General features: G+C 50.8%; 8 protein-coding genes. 3 read left to right on the forward strand and 5 right to left on the reverse strand.

What is annotated here, in order from left to right:
- Window positions 1–38 precede the first annotated feature (38 nt).
- Entirely contained in the window at window positions 39–4,616 is a 4,578-nt protein-coding gene (locus tag WC980_00830; protein ID MFA5793602.1) for a hypothetical protein, read from the forward strand.
- Window positions 4,617–4,650: 34 nt separating this feature from the next.
- The gene (locus WC980_00835) at window positions 4,651–8,463 is read left to right on the forward strand and encodes a hypothetical protein (GenBank protein ID MFA5793603.1); all 3,813 of its coding nucleotides are present in this window, start codon (window positions 4,651–4,653) and stop codon (window positions 8,461–8,463) included.
- A 96-nt stretch (window positions 8,464–8,559) separates the two neighbouring features.
- Here WC980_00835 and WC980_00840 read toward each other — a convergent pair whose 3' ends face one another.
- The gene (locus WC980_00840) at window positions 8,560–9,846 is read right to left on the reverse strand and encodes a class II fructose-bisphosphate aldolase (protein MFA5793604.1); all 1,287 of its coding nucleotides are present in this window, start codon (window positions 9,844–9,846) and stop codon (window positions 8,560–8,562) included.
- A gap of 189 nt (window positions 9,847–10,035) precedes the next feature.
- Between WC980_00840 and WC980_00845 the strand changes: the two genes are divergently transcribed.
- Window positions 10,036–11,310 (forward strand): HEAT repeat domain-containing protein, encoded by a 1,275-nt coding sequence (locus WC980_00845; protein MFA5793605.1) that lies wholly within the window; start codon window positions 10,036–10,038, stop codon window positions 11,308–11,310.
- A 153-nt stretch (window positions 11,311–11,463) separates the two neighbouring features.
- On the opposite strand, the gene clpX is transcribed toward WC980_00845, so the two are convergent.
- The 4 genes from clpX to WC980_00865 all read right to left on the reverse strand — a co-directional run bounded on the left by clpX (window position 11,464) and on the right by WC980_00865 (window position 17,403).
- A complete protein-coding gene (gene clpX, locus WC980_00850) occupies window positions 11,464–12,741 on the reverse strand; it encodes an ATP-dependent Clp protease ATP-binding subunit ClpX (GenBank protein ID MFA5793606.1) in 1,278 nt (425 codons plus the stop codon).
- Between the two features lie 61 nt (window positions 12,742–12,802).
- Window positions 12,803–13,402 (reverse strand): ATP-dependent Clp endopeptidase proteolytic subunit ClpP, encoded by a 600-nt coding sequence (clpP, locus tag WC980_00855; GenBank protein ID MFA5793607.1) that lies wholly within the window; start codon window positions 13,400–13,402, stop codon window positions 12,803–12,805.
- Between the two features lie 105 nt (window positions 13,403–13,507).
- Window positions 13,508–14,797, reverse strand: a complete 1,290-nt coding sequence (gene tig / locus WC980_00860; GenBank protein ID MFA5793608.1) for a trigger factor — start codon at window positions 14,795–14,797, stop codon at window positions 13,508–13,510.
- A gap of 1,277 nt (window positions 14,798–16,074) precedes the next feature.
- Complete coding sequence (locus WC980_00865) at window positions 16,075–17,403, reverse strand: hypothetical protein (GenBank protein MFA5793609.1); 1,329 nt, start codon at window positions 17,401–17,403, stop codon at window positions 16,075–16,077.
- Between the last annotated feature and the right edge of the window lie 8 nt (window positions 17,404–17,411).

Consider the following 17,411-nt stretch of genomic DNA (forward strand, 5'->3'; position numbering starts at 1 on the left):
TGATTATGTGATAAACACTTAATTTAGGAAAGCGACGTATGAAACAAGGCGTAACCATCAGTCTCTGGCTCATAAGTTTCATAATCTGCCTTAGCGCTTCCGCCAATGACTACCCTATCCAGGAAAACTACATTATCTCCCAGGCTAAATATGATATTGAAATCAACCAATCCAAAGCTAAAATCTCGCTGGAACTCAATGTCAACATCCTCCAGGACAAATGGAGCAGCATCAAAATCAGCCCCGCCTCAGCCGAGACTTCATTGCTGACTTCTTCGGCCGATATCACCCTTATCAACGACCGTAATGACAATAAACTCCTGTTCAAGAAGAAAGGCGAATACGCCGTAAGATGCCAGGTAAGCATTCCGATAGAATCGGCCGCGCCGCTTAAACGCATCAGCATCCCCGTATTGGAATCCACTTTCTCCAAGTTAAAAATAGAGATACCCGAAGCCAATATCGGCGTCATCGTTTCCCCGGAAGTCGCTTACGAGCAAAAGGATTACCGTAATTCCACATTAATCATCATAAATTCCCCGGCCGCCGAGGAACTCTCTATTTCCTGGGGGCCGAAAGAAGCGCTGGAGAAACCGCAGGATACCAAGGTCACCGTCGAAACCTATGCGGTCATCGAAAAAGACATGCTCACTTACCAACATGCCCTGACGTTCAACCTGGCCCGGCAGTCGCTTAAATCATTCCAGGTCGCCCTGCCGGCGGATGCCAGAATCCTCGAAGTTTCCGAACTGAACAGCGGCGACAGGCATATCGACCGCTGGTTCACCGAGAATAAAAACGGCAATAATAACCTCAATATCATCCTGGAAAAAGCCGTCTATGGAATCAACTTCTCCTGCATGGTCCTCTGGGAGGAACCGATTAACTCAGCTAAAAGTTTCAGGATATCGCCGGCCGATGTAACCGGGTTCCAGAAGCAATCAGGCAAGCTGATGATAATCATGCCGGTAAACTCCATCCTCGATGAAGAGCACATCGACAACCTGACAAAGCAGACCATATTTGAAGGCACGGCCAAAGGCGTCGGCCAGCGGCGCTGCCACCCATACACTTACAACGCGCTGCCGGCCGGATTGACCGTCAGCATCAAGCCGAAACAGCCCCAGATATTCGCCTCGCTCCAGACCATCTACAGCGTCAGGACAAACTCCACCATTAACGATACCAGAATATCGCTGGACATAAAGAATATCGGCACAGATACGCTCAGCCTCAAACTGCCGACTGGCCTGACTAACATTTTCATCAAGGGCGATAAACTCAGGTCATACAAAACATCCGCCGACCGGGTCGATATCATCCTATCAGAAAAGGTCCTCGGCAAGGCGGAGCTCCGTTTCTCGGCCACCGGCGAAGCCATTCAGGAATCGGAGAAAAACTTAACATTCTCTCCGCTGATAGTGGTTGATGCGGTCAGCTCTGAATATATCCTGGCCCTGAAGCTTGAAGACGCCGAATGCGAGCCGACCCAGCTGTCCAAACTAAGCCAGACCAATCCATCCAAAATACCGGCCTGGCTACAGGAACAGAAACCATCCCTGGTTTACGAATCGTCCGCTTCGGACTGGAAACTATCAACCATAATATCACCGCTAAAACCGATTACCAGCGCAACGATGACTGAACATATTAATGTAACCGAAGACGAAATCAACCGTGAATTGACCATCAAGCTAACCGTAAAAAAAGCGCCCCTATTCTCAATTGTTATCAGCTTACCCGAGGGCGTGCAACCCACCGAGGTGAAATCTGACCTGCTCAAGGAATGGCATTATGACGAATCGGCCAAATCAATAAAGGCTTCCTTCCTGAGTGGCATCAAAGGCGAGCATTTTATCCAGCTGTCCATGTCCGGCAAAATCAGCCAGAAGGACGGCATCCTGCCTATCGCCTCGGCTGTACTAGAACAACCCCTGCCCAAACAATTGGATTACTGGGTGCTGTTTTACACAACCAAGGATATCTCCGTAAAAACCAGTTCTCTCAAGAACATACAGGAAATCAGCGCCGATAATATCCCCTCGATGCCAATCCGCCCGGAGAATCTCCGGCTGGCCTTTAACAGCATAGACCCTAAATGGCTCATCGGCATCCAGAAAAACGCCGAACTCCCTCACCTTGTGGCCACATCCTGCACAGCCCTGATTATCCGCGAAGGACAGATGCAGTCGATTACGCAGATTAACTACCGCATCAAGAACGGCAGCGTCAACCGGCTGCAGCTCAAACTCCAGGACCAGGCCATAAACCCCGAGATTACGGGCGAGGACATAAAAAATACCACCTTCTTCAATAATATCTGGGAAATAAACCTGGCTTCCCGAGTCAGGGATAATTACACATTGTCCGTAAAATATGACCGGACCGAGCCCAAGTTCAGCCCCATCGAGCTGATTGACACCGAATTGGAATCCGGGTCTGTCATTATCGCCGCCGGGAATGAAAGGACCGAGATATCTTTCGGGCCGGACTCGGCCAATACCCTACCTGTGCCGGTCAGCGAAATAGAGCCCAAATTCCCGCAGGCCATATTAAAGCAGCTGAGTTTTCCGCCGTCACTGGCTATGAACTTCAATAAACCGGACGCCCGCGTGTCGTTCGTCCTTAAAACCCACGAGCTCAGCAGCATACTCCCGGCCAAGGTCATATCCTGCGACCTGTTCTCAATGAACCGCCCCAACGGCAAGCTCCTGACATACCTCAACACCATCATTGAGAATACGGCCAAGCAATACCTGGAAATAAAACTGCCTGCCGGCGCGACGCTCTGGGGCGCTTATGTCGACGATAAACCGATAAAAGCCGTGACCAAGGACAGCGGCGAAATAATGATCCCGATAATGTCGGCACTAACCCAGCAATACGGCTCGGGCGTAAGCAAAGCTGCCCGGCCAAAAGGCCAGACATCCGTGGTCGTGGCCTATGTCCAGGATATTAACAACTTACTGCCCGCGTCCAAGATAAACCTCCAGATGCCGCAATCGGATATTAATATCCAGGGCGCCACCTGGCACCTATTCCTGCCCAAGGGTTATTACGTTTCAGCTCCGGCCGGGAATATGGGCCTGGTTTACTCAGACCCTGATATCACCTTCCCCTCGCTGGTCAGCCTGATATTCGGCTCGCTGTTCGCCTTTATCGCCCGGGTCTGGATGGCCATCCCGCCCTGGGTAAAAACACTGGCGCTTAGCCTGCTCTTTATTGGCCTGATAGTCGTTATCCTATACTTCGTAGTAAAGATACTCCGATTGCTTTACGCATTCTTCGAATTAACCTCACATAAAATCAAACGATTCTTCTTCGTCATCGGCAGCGGAGCCGCAGTAACAGTTATATTGATAGGTTTTATTTTCATGAGCACTATGCGATTATCGGAAATGAAATCCGCACCAACTTCTACGCCAGTTGATAGAACAACGGCTGAAACCACAATGATAGATTTGATTTCGTCCGGTGACGGGCCATCGTTATCCGGAATGGCCGCAGATATCGTCGAAGGCGTTGACAAGCTGGCAAATAAAATAAGCGAAGGTAAAAAGGACAGCCCTAAGCTAGGTGCTGCCGATGCAAAACTTAGAATAGAAAATACGAAGGAAGAAAAAGACAACGCCGAGATAGCGCAATCTGAGCTCGGCGCCAATACCAAGGAGCTTCAAAGCCTGCGCAACTACGCCAACGTAAGGCGCACTCAAGCTGCTAAACCTCAAGCGGCTAAACAAAAAGAATCTAAGGAATCAACCATTATTGTTGATCTTGCCAAAGAAATTCCACCTCCTAACGAAGCAATGGAAGAATTAAAAGAAGAAGAAATACTCTCTCCTGAGGCTATAACAGAATCGGAGGAAGACACCGACGAAGATTTAACCCCTTCGCCCCTAAGAGGTAAAGGTGTCTATGACACCATCGGCATTGGCGGCGGCTTGGTAGGCGGCGAACGGCGCAGCGGTCGGAAGAGAATAGAAATGCTGTCGGCAGAACCGACAAAACCTCCTCCCGCACCGCCCACATCTCTCGATGGAAAATCCAGCGCATATTTTTATGATTCAAGCACAACCGGCGGCAGGTATGGCGGAAACGCAAGCAGTCGAAAAGGCGGTGACAAAGCTATGCCCAAAACACCAAAAGCTGATTATTACGGGCTCTCGCCTGATATGGCCGGAGCCACCAGCAACCTCGAACTCCCGGTCAACGGCAAACTCTTCGGCAAAACCAAGCAAGGCCGACAGTCCGGCGCCCTGCCTATTACCGTGGCTATGCCGCTCCATCAAGCTTATTACTACGCCTTTGAGTCGCTCTATCTGGGCAAATCGTCCGGCACCGTATCGTTCTGGTGCCTGTCTTCGGGGCTGATGCTCCTGATACAACTGCTGACCTGTCTGGTCCTGGGCGGAATCATATTCTACATCAGCCGCTTCAGCGTTATGAACGCACTTTATATGTCGTTATTCTCGGCCGTCATCGCCTTCATCGGGCTGTTCATAACCAACGGCATCCTCGGCCAGGTATTTGCCGCCGAGCTGGCATTCTCAATTTTATTAGCCATAATAATTTTAATATATTATAAACGTTCGAGGGCTTTTGATTACGGCAAATAGCCGCTATCGCCAGCCCCGGCAAGGAGGTTATCGTATGAAAAAGAATCTGTTGAATATGCCCGGATGGCTGTTTATCGCCATACTGGTATTCATGCTCGGGCCGAGCTGCACCATGGCCGAAACCCCGCCGGTGCCGGAAATGCCCGCGCCGGGCTACGTCATCAATAATATGGAAACCAACGCCAGCCTGGACGGCGACCTGGTCCGGTCCAAGACCTCCATCAATTTCTCCGTCCTGTCGGACGGCTGGTATTCGTTCAGGCTCTTCCCGCTCCAGGCATCGCTCAGCGATTTCAAAGTCAAGAAAGGCAAGGAAAAGAACATCCTGCTCAACCGCAAAAAAGACGGCTATTACATCCTGGCCGGCGCCAAAGGAGATTATACGGTTGACGTCGAATACGTCTCGCGCATCAAACGGGAAAAGCTCGGCTACGCCACGAACATCTATTTCATCACCGCCGCCAATAACTCGCTGGCCAAATTAGTAATCCCGGTCAAGGATGCCACCGTCTCGGTGCAACCGGAAATAAACTTCGGCGTGGCCAAAAAAGGCAATTCCACTGAGGTACTTCTTTATAACACCACCGCCGAAGAGGTAGTCATTTCCTGGTCGTCCGGCGACGCGGCCAAGATTACCCCGACCTACTTCGCGGATAACCGGAGCATCTACACGGTCAGCCGCGGCAACCTCAGAATCGAATCAATCATCGACTACGACATACTTCAGGGCGATGTTGACCGGGTCGAAATCGCGCTCAGCCCGGAACTCAGCGTCATCTCGGTCCGGGGCGATAATATACGCAAGTGGGACATCAAGAACGACAAGGACTCCAAAACGCTGGTCATCGAGCGCTCATCCTCAATCCCCAAATCATTCACGATCGAACTGGTCACGGAAAAGACGCTCGAGCAGATACCCATCTCGTTCTCGGCCCCCAAAATCCAGCCGCTCGGCGTGGAGCGCGAGAAAGGCTATATCGCCATAAACGCACAGGAAAACGTCCGGGTTGAAGCGCTCAATACCGAGAACATCTCCCAGGTGGATATTCAGGAAGTAGCTATGGAACGCAAGCCGGCCCGGCCGTTCGACCTGATATTCAAATACCTCAAAACCCCGTTCACCCTGATGCTCCGGGCCGATAACATACCGCCCAAGGTCTGGGCCGACGTGGTCAGCATCGCCAGCCTGGGTAAGGATTCCATCAAGATGGACGTGGGCATACTCTATTCCATCTACGACGCCGGCGTCTCCAGGTTCCGCATCAAGCTGGAACCGGGGCTCAAGGTCACTAATATCACCAAAGGACAGAATATCAATAACTGGCAGGTCAAGGATAATATCCTGACCATAGACCTCAAGTCCAAGACACCCGGCACGACTTCATACTACCACCTCTCTTTTCTGGCCGAAAAGGATGTCAAGTCCACCGATAACGTGGCCTTACCGATTATCTCCCTGCTCGACGTGGAACGGGAGCAAGGCTATATCGGCATCGGCTCCATCGCCGGAATCAAGAGCGAGGTCGTCTCCTTCGAAGGCATCAACCAGATTGACGTCAAGGAGTTCAATCCGGCCATAATAATAGCCACCACCAACGCCGAGAAAACAGCTTCTCAGGCCGAAATGAAGATGCTCGACCGCCTGCCGCCGCTGGACTTCGCTTTCCGCTATTTCCGCCATCCATTCAAGGTGACCTTCAACCTCAGCGACATCAAAGCCGAGGTCAACGCCGAGGTCCGCTCCATAATGAAACTGGACGAGCGCAAGGTGGCTATGTCCTATCAGATAATCTACACCATCCGCAAAACCGGGCTGTTCAACTTAAAGATGACCCTGCCCAAGGAACTGCACATCGCCGAACTCAAGGGCGACTTCATCGACGACTGGAAACGCAACGGCGACGAACTTAACGTCATCCTTTCGGCCCGGGTCGAGGGCACCTATTTCCTGAACATCGACACCGAAATCCTGCTGGAAAAACTGGAAAAGGATTACGTCGTACCGGTCCTGCGCCTGATGGATGTAAAGAAAGAAAGCGGCTATCTGGTGGTCAAGTCCGACCCGGCCCTGCGCATCAAGAGCGACCCCAAGAGCATCTCCAAACTGACTGAAATCGACCTGAAAGACATCCCGCCGGAGATGATGTCGCAGTCCGGCCTGACCCTGGCTTACAAGTATTACGAACAGCCCTGGACGCTGACCCTCAACATCGAGCGCCTTAAACCAACGGTCATGGCCGAAACCTTCCAATTCGTGTCGGTGGGCGAAGCAATTCTGCACAGCAGCACCACCATAAAATACCAGATACTTTACGCCGCCAACCCGCAGTTCAAGATACTCCTGCCCAAGGAAGCGGTCAACGTGGATATCACCGGCGCTAATATCAAACACAAAGGCGAAGAGAAAACCGATGACGGCATTGCCTGGACCATCAGCCTGCATTCGCCGGTCAAGGACACCTACAATCTTTACGTCTCCTTCCAGACCGAGATGAAGAAAGACAAAGACGGCAAGTTCGAGCCGGTCAAATACAGCGGCATCAAAATCCAGGAAGTCGAGCGCGAAACCGGTTACCTGGCCATAGTCGCCCGCCCGGATATGGAACTGACCACGCCCGAGCCGGAGAACCTCACGCCCATCGACGAGCGCGAAATACCGGCCGAATACCTCAGGGGCATCGAAGCGCCCATACTGATGTCGTTCCGTTACCTGAAGCATCCCTACAAACTGACCACCAAAATTAACCAGAACAAATTCTCCGAGGTGCTGGTGGCCGTGATTGACGCCGCCAAAATCTCGACCAGCATCAGCGAAAACGGCCAGATGATAACCGACATCGTCTGCCAAATCCGCAATACCCGCGAGCAATACCTGCGCATGTCGCTGCCCAAGGACGCCTATATCTGGCACGTCCGGGTAGCCGGCCAGACGGTCAGCTGTTTCACGTCCGATGAAAAAGGCGTGCCCATCACCCTTATCCCCATCGCCCAGCAGAGCAAGACCGACCAGGCCTTCGAGATCAACCTCAGGTTCGCCTCTAAAATCAGCGCCCTGAGCGCTACCGGCAAAATAAATATGGTCTGCCCGCAAATGAACATCCCGCTGATGCGGGTCGGCTGGACCGTGTCACTGCCGGAACGCTACCAAATCGTCCGTGACGGCGGCAATATGGAGCCGGTCGAGGTATTCGAAAGCGGCATCGCCGCGCTGGATATCGAACGCCGGCCGCCCGAACAGAACATCCCGGTCCAAACCGCTAACATGCGAACCGGCCAGCAAGTCGATTTGCAGTGGTCGATGAACAGCGCCGCCCAGGAAAATATCCGGGGTGGACAGCAGAAAATATCCGCTTCCGGCGGCGGTATGCCATCGGTCTACGGCGGCAAAAAACCCATCACCACCAATAACTACCAATTCCAAAGCCTGCTACCGCTGGATGTGCCGGTCAGGATTTCTTCGCATTACCTGTCTTCGCCCTTCCATAACGTGGTCAAGGGCATCCTGGCCCTGCTGGCCATCGCCGGAACGCTGTTGTTCTGGTTCAAGTCCAAATCAGACGTAATCAGGAAAACCGCAGTGCTTATCGGCTTAATCCTGGTGCTGGTTGGATTCCATACGCTCAGCACCAACTCGTATGAAAGTATTTTCAGCACCATTATCTGGAGCACAGCCGCTGTCATCGCGGTAATAATGGCTGTTATTGCTTCCAAAGATACGCTCCAGCCCCTGCTGGCCCGGGTCAGGCAACAGTCAAAACCCCATCAGCATTTCAATAAACCTGAGCATAAGGAAGACAAGAAACCGGAAGACCCGGATATCAACAGCGAACCTCCGGCTATGGCGTGATACTGATGGATGTACGAATTCGTTAACCACGAAAACACGAAAGTAAGAAAGCACTAAATTTCGTGTTTTTATTGCTTCGCGCCTTCGTGGTAAAAATTACTGCTTGATGTACTTACCCACCAGCTCGCTGGTATTGACCACGCCCAGCTTATCAAACAGGAATGCGAACTTGGCCTCGAGCTCTTTCATAATGGCCTGAACCTTGTCCTGGGGCAGGTCCCACATCTGGCGCTTGAACGGCCCGAACGCCTTCTTGCGCGTCTTGTATAGGAACTGCTCCTCGGAATCCTTGGCCTTGCGCTCGGCCGCCTCGTTGGTGATGAGGTGCTGGTTTATCTGGGCCATCATTTCTTTGGGGAAATGGCTGCTTTCGTAAATCATATTCTGGAACCCGGTGGCCAGGTGCACCTCGGCCGTGTCGTTCTGTGGGAACTTGTCGAAGAAGTCCTCGGGCAGGGTCGAAGCCCCGTGCTGGACGGCGCCGGCCATGCCGAACTCCTTGCGGCCGATATCGGAAAGCGTCCGAAGCGTGTTGAAATCCAGCTGGACCTTGGCCATAGTGCCGTCGGGCAGGACCACCCCGCCGTGGGCCGTGCCGGTCTGGACGCTTATCTTGGATATGCCCACCGCGCCCGGCTTGAGGAAGGTTTTATACTGGTTCATAAAGGCGCGTAGTTCTTCGGGCGTGCTGTTCTGCTTGCCCACCTCGCCGATCTCGCCGCCCACCGAAACGGTCACGCCGGCCGGCTGCAGTCCGCGGATGTACTCGGTCAGCTCGGCGGTTATCCGGGCGTTGTCCTTCTGCTGTTCATTGATGTCCGGCTTGTGGATGTCGACAAGGGTCGAGGCGTCGATATCAATATTATAGAATCCGGCGTCGACCGCTTTCTTAATCAGGCTCTTGAGCTCGTTAATCTCGGTCTGGGCGTCGGCCGCGTATTTCTTGGACGAGACCTGGAAATGGTCGCCCTGGATGAAGACCGGGCCCTTGTATTTCTCCTTGACGGCCGCGGCCAGGACGACGGTGGCGTACTCGGCCGGGTCCTGGACGGTGTAACGCATCTCGCTCCGGGCGATTTCGAACACGAACGGGCCGACCTTGTTGGCCATGGCCGCGCGGAAGACGGACCGGGCCACGTCATAGGTCAGGCCGCGGATATTGATGGCCGGGACGGTCTTCTTGCCGTAAGCGCCCTTGGCGGCGGCTTCATAGAGGTTCTGGATGCTGGCCGGATAAGCCCCGGACGCCTTGGCCAGGCGGCGCACCTCGGCGTAAGCGAAATCCTTGAGCGCCTTGTCCTGAGTGAATACGTAGGTGTAGATTAAATCATCTATGGTTGGCTGGGCTGACTTAAGCTCGTTAACATCTTTATACAATTTCATAAATAACCTTTCTCTTAGTGCCAGTTGGAACACAGTGACGTACTGGCACTTAGATCCCGCTTATTCCAGCGGGATAAACACATTTAAATTAACACTCACCAAGCAGGAGACTACCTAAAATGCAGAATCCGTCCAGAAAAATGAAACTTCTTATTCAGGTAAACGGATTGAGCTGATTAAGCTGTGACTATGCTTAATAAACTATTGACAAACATTCTCCGCATTGTAGATATCTATCCTATGAGGCAGATAATAATCTTATTATTAATCAGTCTTGTTATAATATCAGGTTGCACCAGCTCGGCGACCAAACCGCCTGAAACCACTGCCCCGCCCCAACAGGAAATAACCACACCTTTGGAAGGACAGGAAACAATTACTCAACAACCGATAGATGAAGCACGCCAGCAAGAAATAAAAGAATTAATGGAGCAAATCTCAAGTCTGGATTGGAAAGAGCAAGTCAGCTCTATCAATACCCTTGGTGCACTAAATGCTAAGGAGGCCATTCCGAACATTATCAAACTATTACAGAATAATAACTCCGGTGTTCGCAGGTCATCTATCCGAGCATTAGGAGATCTTTGCGCTAAGGAATCCATTCCGGATATTATTAAACTATTGCGGGATAATAACTCCAGTGTTCGCAGGTCATCTGTTGTTGCATTGGGACAACTTGGCGCCAAAGAAGCTATCCCTGAAATTACCGGATTATTACAGGATGATAGCTCAATGGTTCGTAAATCAACTATTATGGCACTGATTAAACTTAACGCTAAGGAAGCAAACCCGAACATTACCAAACTATTGCAGGATGATAACCCGGATGTTCGCTGGTTGGCTGTTGTTGCATTAGGACAACTTGGAGCCAAGGAGGCCATTCCGGACATTATCAAACTATTACAGGATAATAACTCCGTATTTCACACGACGGCTGTTAGGGAATTGGAGAAATTTGATGCTAAAAAGTTAATCCCGGAATTCACCAAACTATTACAGGATAATGACCCAAAGGTTCGCTCGTCGGCTACTTGGGCATTAGGAGAACTTGGCGCTAAGGAAGCAATCACTAAAATTACCAAACTATTACAAGATGATGACAAACGGGTTCGCGAATCAGCTGTTGAGGCATTAAGTTACCTTGACACTAATGAGGCTATTCCAAACCTTAACCAACGATTACAAAATAATAATCCAGAAATTAGTTTGGCGGCTATTTATGCACTGGGTCAACTTGTCGCTAAAGAATCTATGCATGAATTAATCAAGTTTCTAGGTGATGATAACCAGTATACTCGAGGCATTACAGCAATAATCCTGGTGGAATTAGGCGCCAAGGATAAAATACCAATCAAATCAATAAGGGATATAAAATCACTCTTAAAGTATTCCGGTGATTATCCGGCCCGTGCCCGGGCGGCGCTTAAAGAGCTCGGCGTGGAAGTGCCCGAAGAAAATAAATAACATTCAGCTAAATCCGCACAATATATTCGCTACTCTCACCACAAATCCACGGATAGTGTTCATTCGCGTTAATTCGTGGTTAGAAATTAGATTAAACTCAGTGTTCTCTGCGGTTTGATTAATGGTCTATGGTCTGTAGTCTGCGGTCTGTACTCAGGCCGTCTTGGACGCGCTCTTGTCTTTTTCCTTGGTCACGGTGATGGGCTTTTCGCCCTTGACCATAGCCGGCGTGATGCGGAACAGCCGCGGCTCCTTGGACGACGGCAGTTCGTACATAGTGTCGATGAGCAGGTTTTCCATAATGGCCCGCAGAGCCCGGGCGCCGGTCTTCTTAGCCAGCGCCTTCTTGCCGATTTCCTCCAGCGCCTCGACGGTGAACTCCAGCCGGGCGTTCTCCATCTCGAAAAACGCCTGGTATTGCCTGACTAACGCGTTCTTGGGCTCGGTCAGCACCTTGACCATGGCCTTGAGGTCGAGCGGCCTGATGACGCAGTTGACCGGGAACCGGCCTATGAACTCCGGTATCATGCCGAACTCCATCAGGTCTTCCGGCTCGATGTGCTCGAGAATATCGCCCAGACCCAGTTCGTCCAGGTCGTCCGAATCGGCGTTAAAGCCCATGCGCTTCTTGCCGATGCGCCGGCTGATGACGTTCTCGACGCCGTCGAAAGTGCCGCCGGCGATGAACAGGATATGGGTGGTGTCTATCTTGATGTATTCCTGCTCCGGATGCTTGCGCCCGCCCTGGGGCGGCACGTTAGAGGTAGTGCCTTCGAGTATCTTCAACAGCCCCTGCTGGACGCCCTCGCCCGAGACATCGCGGGTGATGGACGGATTGTCGTGCGTCCGGGCGATTTTGTCTATCTCGTCTATGTAGATGATGCCGCGCTCGGCTTTATTGAGGTCAAAGTTGGCCGCCTGTATCAGCCGGAGCAGGACGTTCTCCACGTCCTCGCCCACGTAACCGGCCTCGGTCAGCGTGGTGGCGTCGGCGATGGCAAACGGCACGTCCAGAATCTTGGCCAGAGTCCGGGCAATCAGGGTCTTGCCGCAGCCGGTCGGGCCGACGAACAGGACGTTGCTCTTTTCCAGCTCCACGCCCTGGGACGGGTTGGGATTGAATATGCGCTTGTAATGATTATGCACGGCCACCGAGACTATCTTCTTGGTCCGGTCCTGGCCGATGACGTATTCATCCAGCTTGGCCTTAATCTCGGCCGGAGTGGGCACCCGCCCGATCTCGTCTTTGGATATCGGCTCGCGTGTGGTCAGCTTGCCCTGGATGACCATAGTGCTGGAAGCCTCGATGCACTCGACGCAGATATAACTGCCCGGGTAGATGCCGCGCACCAGGTTGCTCATCGGCTGGCGCGAGCCGCAGAAACTGCAGGTGTTGTAATTATCGGTCGGCGGTTTTTTCTTTGATACCATGGTTTTTTAGTTATCCGAGACAAATGACAAGCGCCAAATCACGCTTCGTCAAAGATGTCTCTTACGGCTTTTTAGCTTCCTTCAACGACGCCACCACTTCGTCAACCAGGCCGTAGTCCTTGGCCTCCTGAGCCGACATAAAGTAATCGCGGTCGGTGTCTTTTTCTATCCGTTCCAGCGGTTGACCGGTATGTTTTGATATAATCAGATTGAGCTTATTCTTAAGCTTGATGATTTCCTCGGCCTGGATTTTGATGTCCATGGCATCGCCCTGCGCCCCGCCCCAGGGCTGGTGCATCATAATGCGGGCGTGCGGCAGCGCCTGGCGCTTGCCCTTGGTGCCGGCGGCCAGCAGGACCGCGCCCATGCTCGACGCCTGCCCTATGCAATAGGTAGCCACGTCGCACTGGACGAACTGCATGGTATCGTAGATGGCCAGGCCGGCCGTGACCGACCCGCCCGGCGTGTTGATGTACATATTGATGTCCTGGGTCTTGTTCTCCATCTGCAGGAATAGCAGCTGGGCGATGATGAGGTTGGCGATATAGTCGTCGATGGCCAGGCCCACGAAAACGATACGGTCCTTCAGCAGGCGCGACCAGATGTCATAAGAACGCTCGCCCTTGCCGGTCTTTTCAATAACGATAGGAGTAAGATTCATAATTTCACCTTTTGTTAGTATGAAGTATGCAGTATTTAGTATACAGCAAATAGTTTACAGGGAATTTCTCCCCTACATACTATATACTACCTGCTATATACTTTTTTAATCGGTTATCTTCGCGTGTTCCTTGAGGAATTTGCGGACCTTCTCCTCTTTCAGCTCGGCCCGGAGCTCGGGCATCCAGCCCTTGGACTCGTATTCCTTGCGCACCTCGGTGGGCAGTTTCCGGCTTGAGGCGGCGATTTTGTTGATATGCTCCTTGACCTCGTCCTCGGTCACGAATATCTTCTCCTGCTTGGCGATATGGTCGCTGATGAACTCTATGCGCAGGTCGCGGGTAACCACGTCCTTGGAGGTAGTCTTGAACTTGGCCAGCTCTTCCTTAATCTTGTCCTCGGGCATGCGGTAATAATACATCTCCATCGCCTTGCGCGAAATCAACTGCTCCTCGGACTTGGTCACCACCGATTCGGGCAGCGGGAAGGTGGTCTTGGCCAGTAATTTATCGAGGATATCGTCCTCAAGGTGGTGCTCGGCCTCGGTCTCCTTGCGGGCGGTCAGCTTCTTGGTAACCTCTTCCTTCATCTGGGCCAGCGAGTCAAAGCCCATATCCTTGGCCCACTTGTCGGATAGCTCCGGCAGTTTCGGGCGCTTGATTTCCTTGACGGTCATAACGCACAGTGCTTCCTTGTTGCGGTGCTGGGCGTCCTTGTATGATTCGGGGATGGTCAGCTTCATCTGCTTGGTATCGCCCTGTTTGCAGCCGATGAGGTTCTTCTTGATATCGGCGTTGGGCTTGCCGAAGAAACCCACTTCCGGCCCGAGCGGCACGCTCATATTATCCTGCTTGGCGACGGACTTGCCGTCCACGGACACGTCGCTGTCGACCACCAGGTAATCGCCTTCCTTGGCCGGCTCCTTTTCCAGCACCAGCAATTCGGCGTTCTGGGCGCGCAGTTCCTCGATGAAAGCGTCGACTTCCTTGGCGTCCACGGCTATCTTGTGGCGCTTGACCTCGACGCCCTTATAATCCTTCAGGTCCACGGTCGGAGCCACCTCGACGGTCACCTCGAAGTTCATCGGTTTGGCCTCGTCCATAACGATCTTGTCGAAATCTATGTGCGGTTCGCCCAGGACGCGCAGTTCCTTGGACTTAAAGGCCTCATCGCAGGCCTCGCCGATGACGTCGAACTTGACTTCCTCGCGGATTTCCTTACCGAACTTGCGCTCGACGATGCCGGTCGGCGCGTGGCCCTTGCGGAAACCCGGCACGGTCGTGCCTTCCACGAAACTCTTGAACTTCTCATCCAGCTTGGTCTTGATTTTATCCGGCGGGATTTCGATATTAAGGGCAACCTTGCACGGACCGACTTCTTTCATCTCGACGTTCATAAACAAGCACCTTTCTTTTTAGTACTCAGATTCCCGCCAAAGGCGGGTCAGCCTCAAGCTGAAACCAGTTAACGGCAATAAATCCATTACTGCCGGATGGGAGAGATTAGCAAAACGGCGCCGGCAGGTCAAGGATTTCCTAAGAATCTTACGGAGAGACCGATGAGCATAGCAACATCGAGGCTAACGCCAGAACAACAGCAATAGGGGGAATAGGGGTATAGTAGCATACCCTATGCCCCATAGCAGCATACCCTATGCCCCGTAGTAGTATACCCTATGCCCCATAGTAGCATACCCTATGCCCCATAATAGTATACCCTATGCCCCACAGTAGCATATCCTATACCCCATAGCAGCATACTCTATACCCTATAGTAACGTACCCTATACCCCATAGTAGCATACCCTATGCCCCATAGTAGCATATCCTATACCCCATAGCAGCATACCCTATGCCCCATAGTAGCATACCCTATGCCCCACAGTAGCGTACCCTATGTCCCATAGTATATGGGGGGTGGCGAGGAGTCCATATAGTATATGGGGTATAGGCACCCCCCTACTTATAACTAGATGAAAATACAGGTTTTATGAGGTTTTCAGGTGATTTAGCCTAAAAGTTATCCACAGGGGTAGTCCCCCCACCCTCCTTAATATATTGTAACCTACCCTGTGTAGTAATCCAGGCCGACTTGTCATATAATGGATGCCGAGTTGTCATATACTAGACGCCGACCTGTCATATACTAGATGCCGACTTGTCATATACTAGATGCCGACTTGTCATATACTAGACGCCGACCTGTCATATACTAGATGCCGACTTGTCATATACTAGATGCCGACTTGTCATATACTAGATGCCGACTTGTCATATACTAAACGCCGACTTGTCATATACTAGATGCCGACTTGTCATATACTAGACGCCGACTTGTCATATACTAGACGCCGACTTGTCATATACTAGACGCCGACTTGTCATATACTAGACGCCGACTTGTCATATACTAGATGCCGACTTGTCATATACTAGACGCCGACTTGTCATATACTATAGCGGTATTCGAGAAAATGAATCTGAGGAATGGTTATGAATACTGAATTATTCGAAATGAGCTATGCCCTACTTTTAATTACAACGTATTGGTTTTAATTACCGACAACACAATTACCATTATTAAAATAGCTATCAGGATTATCAGTGTTATTTTCGTTCTTTTGCTCATAAGCCCATCCCACATACTATTAGAGCCCCTTGGAGCTTTAGCGACTTAGTGGCTCTTATCCCGAGCGTAGCCTCGGGGCATACTATCTGCTTTATTCGTCAGCCTATTAATCATCCTCAGGAAAAACCAGAGCAAAACCAGATATATCATAAAGCAAGTAATAAATAAAGTAGTGTTTATTATGGAGTTCACTTTAGTGTCAAACATACAGAGGACATCAGTTAATCCGGCACTTAAAATTGTTACTATAGAAAAAACTATTAGCATTATCGGGAAAAGCGCGGATCGTATTCTGTGCTTTATGAATGTAATAATTGATGCTGCTAACAATACACAGGATAATACCAAAAATGACACACCTTCAAGCATTATTAATCCTTCTCCCCCCCAATGTGAGAACCTATAGATATCTGACATTTCATATAATCCATCAAACAATACTTCATAAGGCATTCCCCAATTACGGAAACCATAACCAAATACCACCGTCACTAAAACTACAAATACGGGGATAGCAGATATCAGGAATACTATAAGTAATTTCCTGTTTCGTTTCTTTGTCTCAGTATTCGGTTCATAGAATTTACCGGCCAGGATAAGCGTAAGTACGCCCACTATAACAGCAAAAATAACAGGTATGAAAGATGTCCAGCTTCTTATCAGATAAATATAAAACGGCTTATCATAATATTCATCTTCAGTCAACCACTTAAACCCGCCCGGGCCGAATGACTTGGTCGGGTCCTTGCCGGGCCACTGCAGGATTACCTTATTTTCATCGTTTGTTACCTCGGTACTGTAAATATTGCCTGTCTCGTTTACGATATGAATATAATAACCTGATACCCCTGCTACCTGCGGATAAGCCACAAATGCGAACTTATCGGTATTGCAGGCCTTAATCTGATTCTTGCCGACCGGATTCTGGTTGTACGGAACGCCGTTTTCGTCCAGAAGCATCGCCCTGAAATAATAACCACTTTTGGCTGTGATAGTAAAGGCCGCGCTTAATACCGGCGTTGAGCCCCAATCCTGTATATCCAACCCATTTTCACTATCTGAACCAAATGGTGACGGGTTATTGCGGCTGTAAGCATTGCTGTCTGAACGAGCCATTGATATATCAATAAAACTAACCTTGGTTACGCCATCCTGACGATACATCCGATGTAAACAGGAGACATCCAGCGTCCAGTAGTCCTTTATACCATTACCATCAACATCAGTCTGTTTCCATATTCCTTCCGTTGATACTAATAATTTTAATCCGGCTTCTGCAGATGCCTCATTACTGGAAAATCCCTCAGCAACTAATGGTAGAAACAATATACAAATAGCGCTAATAACCAAAATCCCGCAAATAATAATTTTCATATATTAGT

Source organism: Candidatus Brocadiia bacterium (assembly GCA_041658285.1).
Taxonomy (GTDB): Bacteria; Planctomycetota; MHYJ01; order JACQXL01; family JACQXL01; genus JBBAAP01.

What these genes read in the sequence shown, in the direction of transcription:
- WC980_00835 (MFA5793603.1), top strand. Translation starts at nt 4,651, where the DNA reads ATGAAAAAGAATCTGTTGAATATGCCCGGATGGCTGTTTATCGCCATA.
- clpP (MFA5793607.1), bottom strand. Translation starts at nt 13,402, where the DNA reads ATGAATCTTACTCCTATCGTTATTGAAAAGACCGGCAAGGGCGAGCGT.
- WC980_00840 (MFA5793604.1), bottom strand. Translation starts at nt 9,846, where the DNA reads ATGAAATTGTATAAAGATGTTAACGAGCTTAAGTCAGCCCAGCCAACC.
- clpX (MFA5793606.1), bottom strand. Translation starts at nt 12,741, where the DNA reads ATGGTATCAAAGAAAAAACCGCCGACCGATAATTACAACACCTGCAGT.
- tig (MFA5793608.1), bottom strand. Translation starts at nt 14,797, where the DNA reads ATGAACGTCGAGATGAAAGAAGTCGGTCCGTGCAAGGTTGCCCTTAAT.
- WC980_00830 (MFA5793602.1), top strand. Translation starts at nt 39, where the DNA reads ATGAAACAAGGCGTAACCATCAGTCTCTGGCTCATAAGTTTCATAATC.
- WC980_00845 (MFA5793605.1), top strand. Translation starts at nt 10,036, where the DNA reads ATGCTTAATAAACTATTGACAAACATTCTCCGCATTGTAGATATCTAT.
- WC980_00865 (MFA5793609.1), bottom strand. Translation starts at nt 17,403, where the DNA reads ATGAAAATTATTATTTGCGGGATTTTGGTTATTAGCGCTATTTGTATA.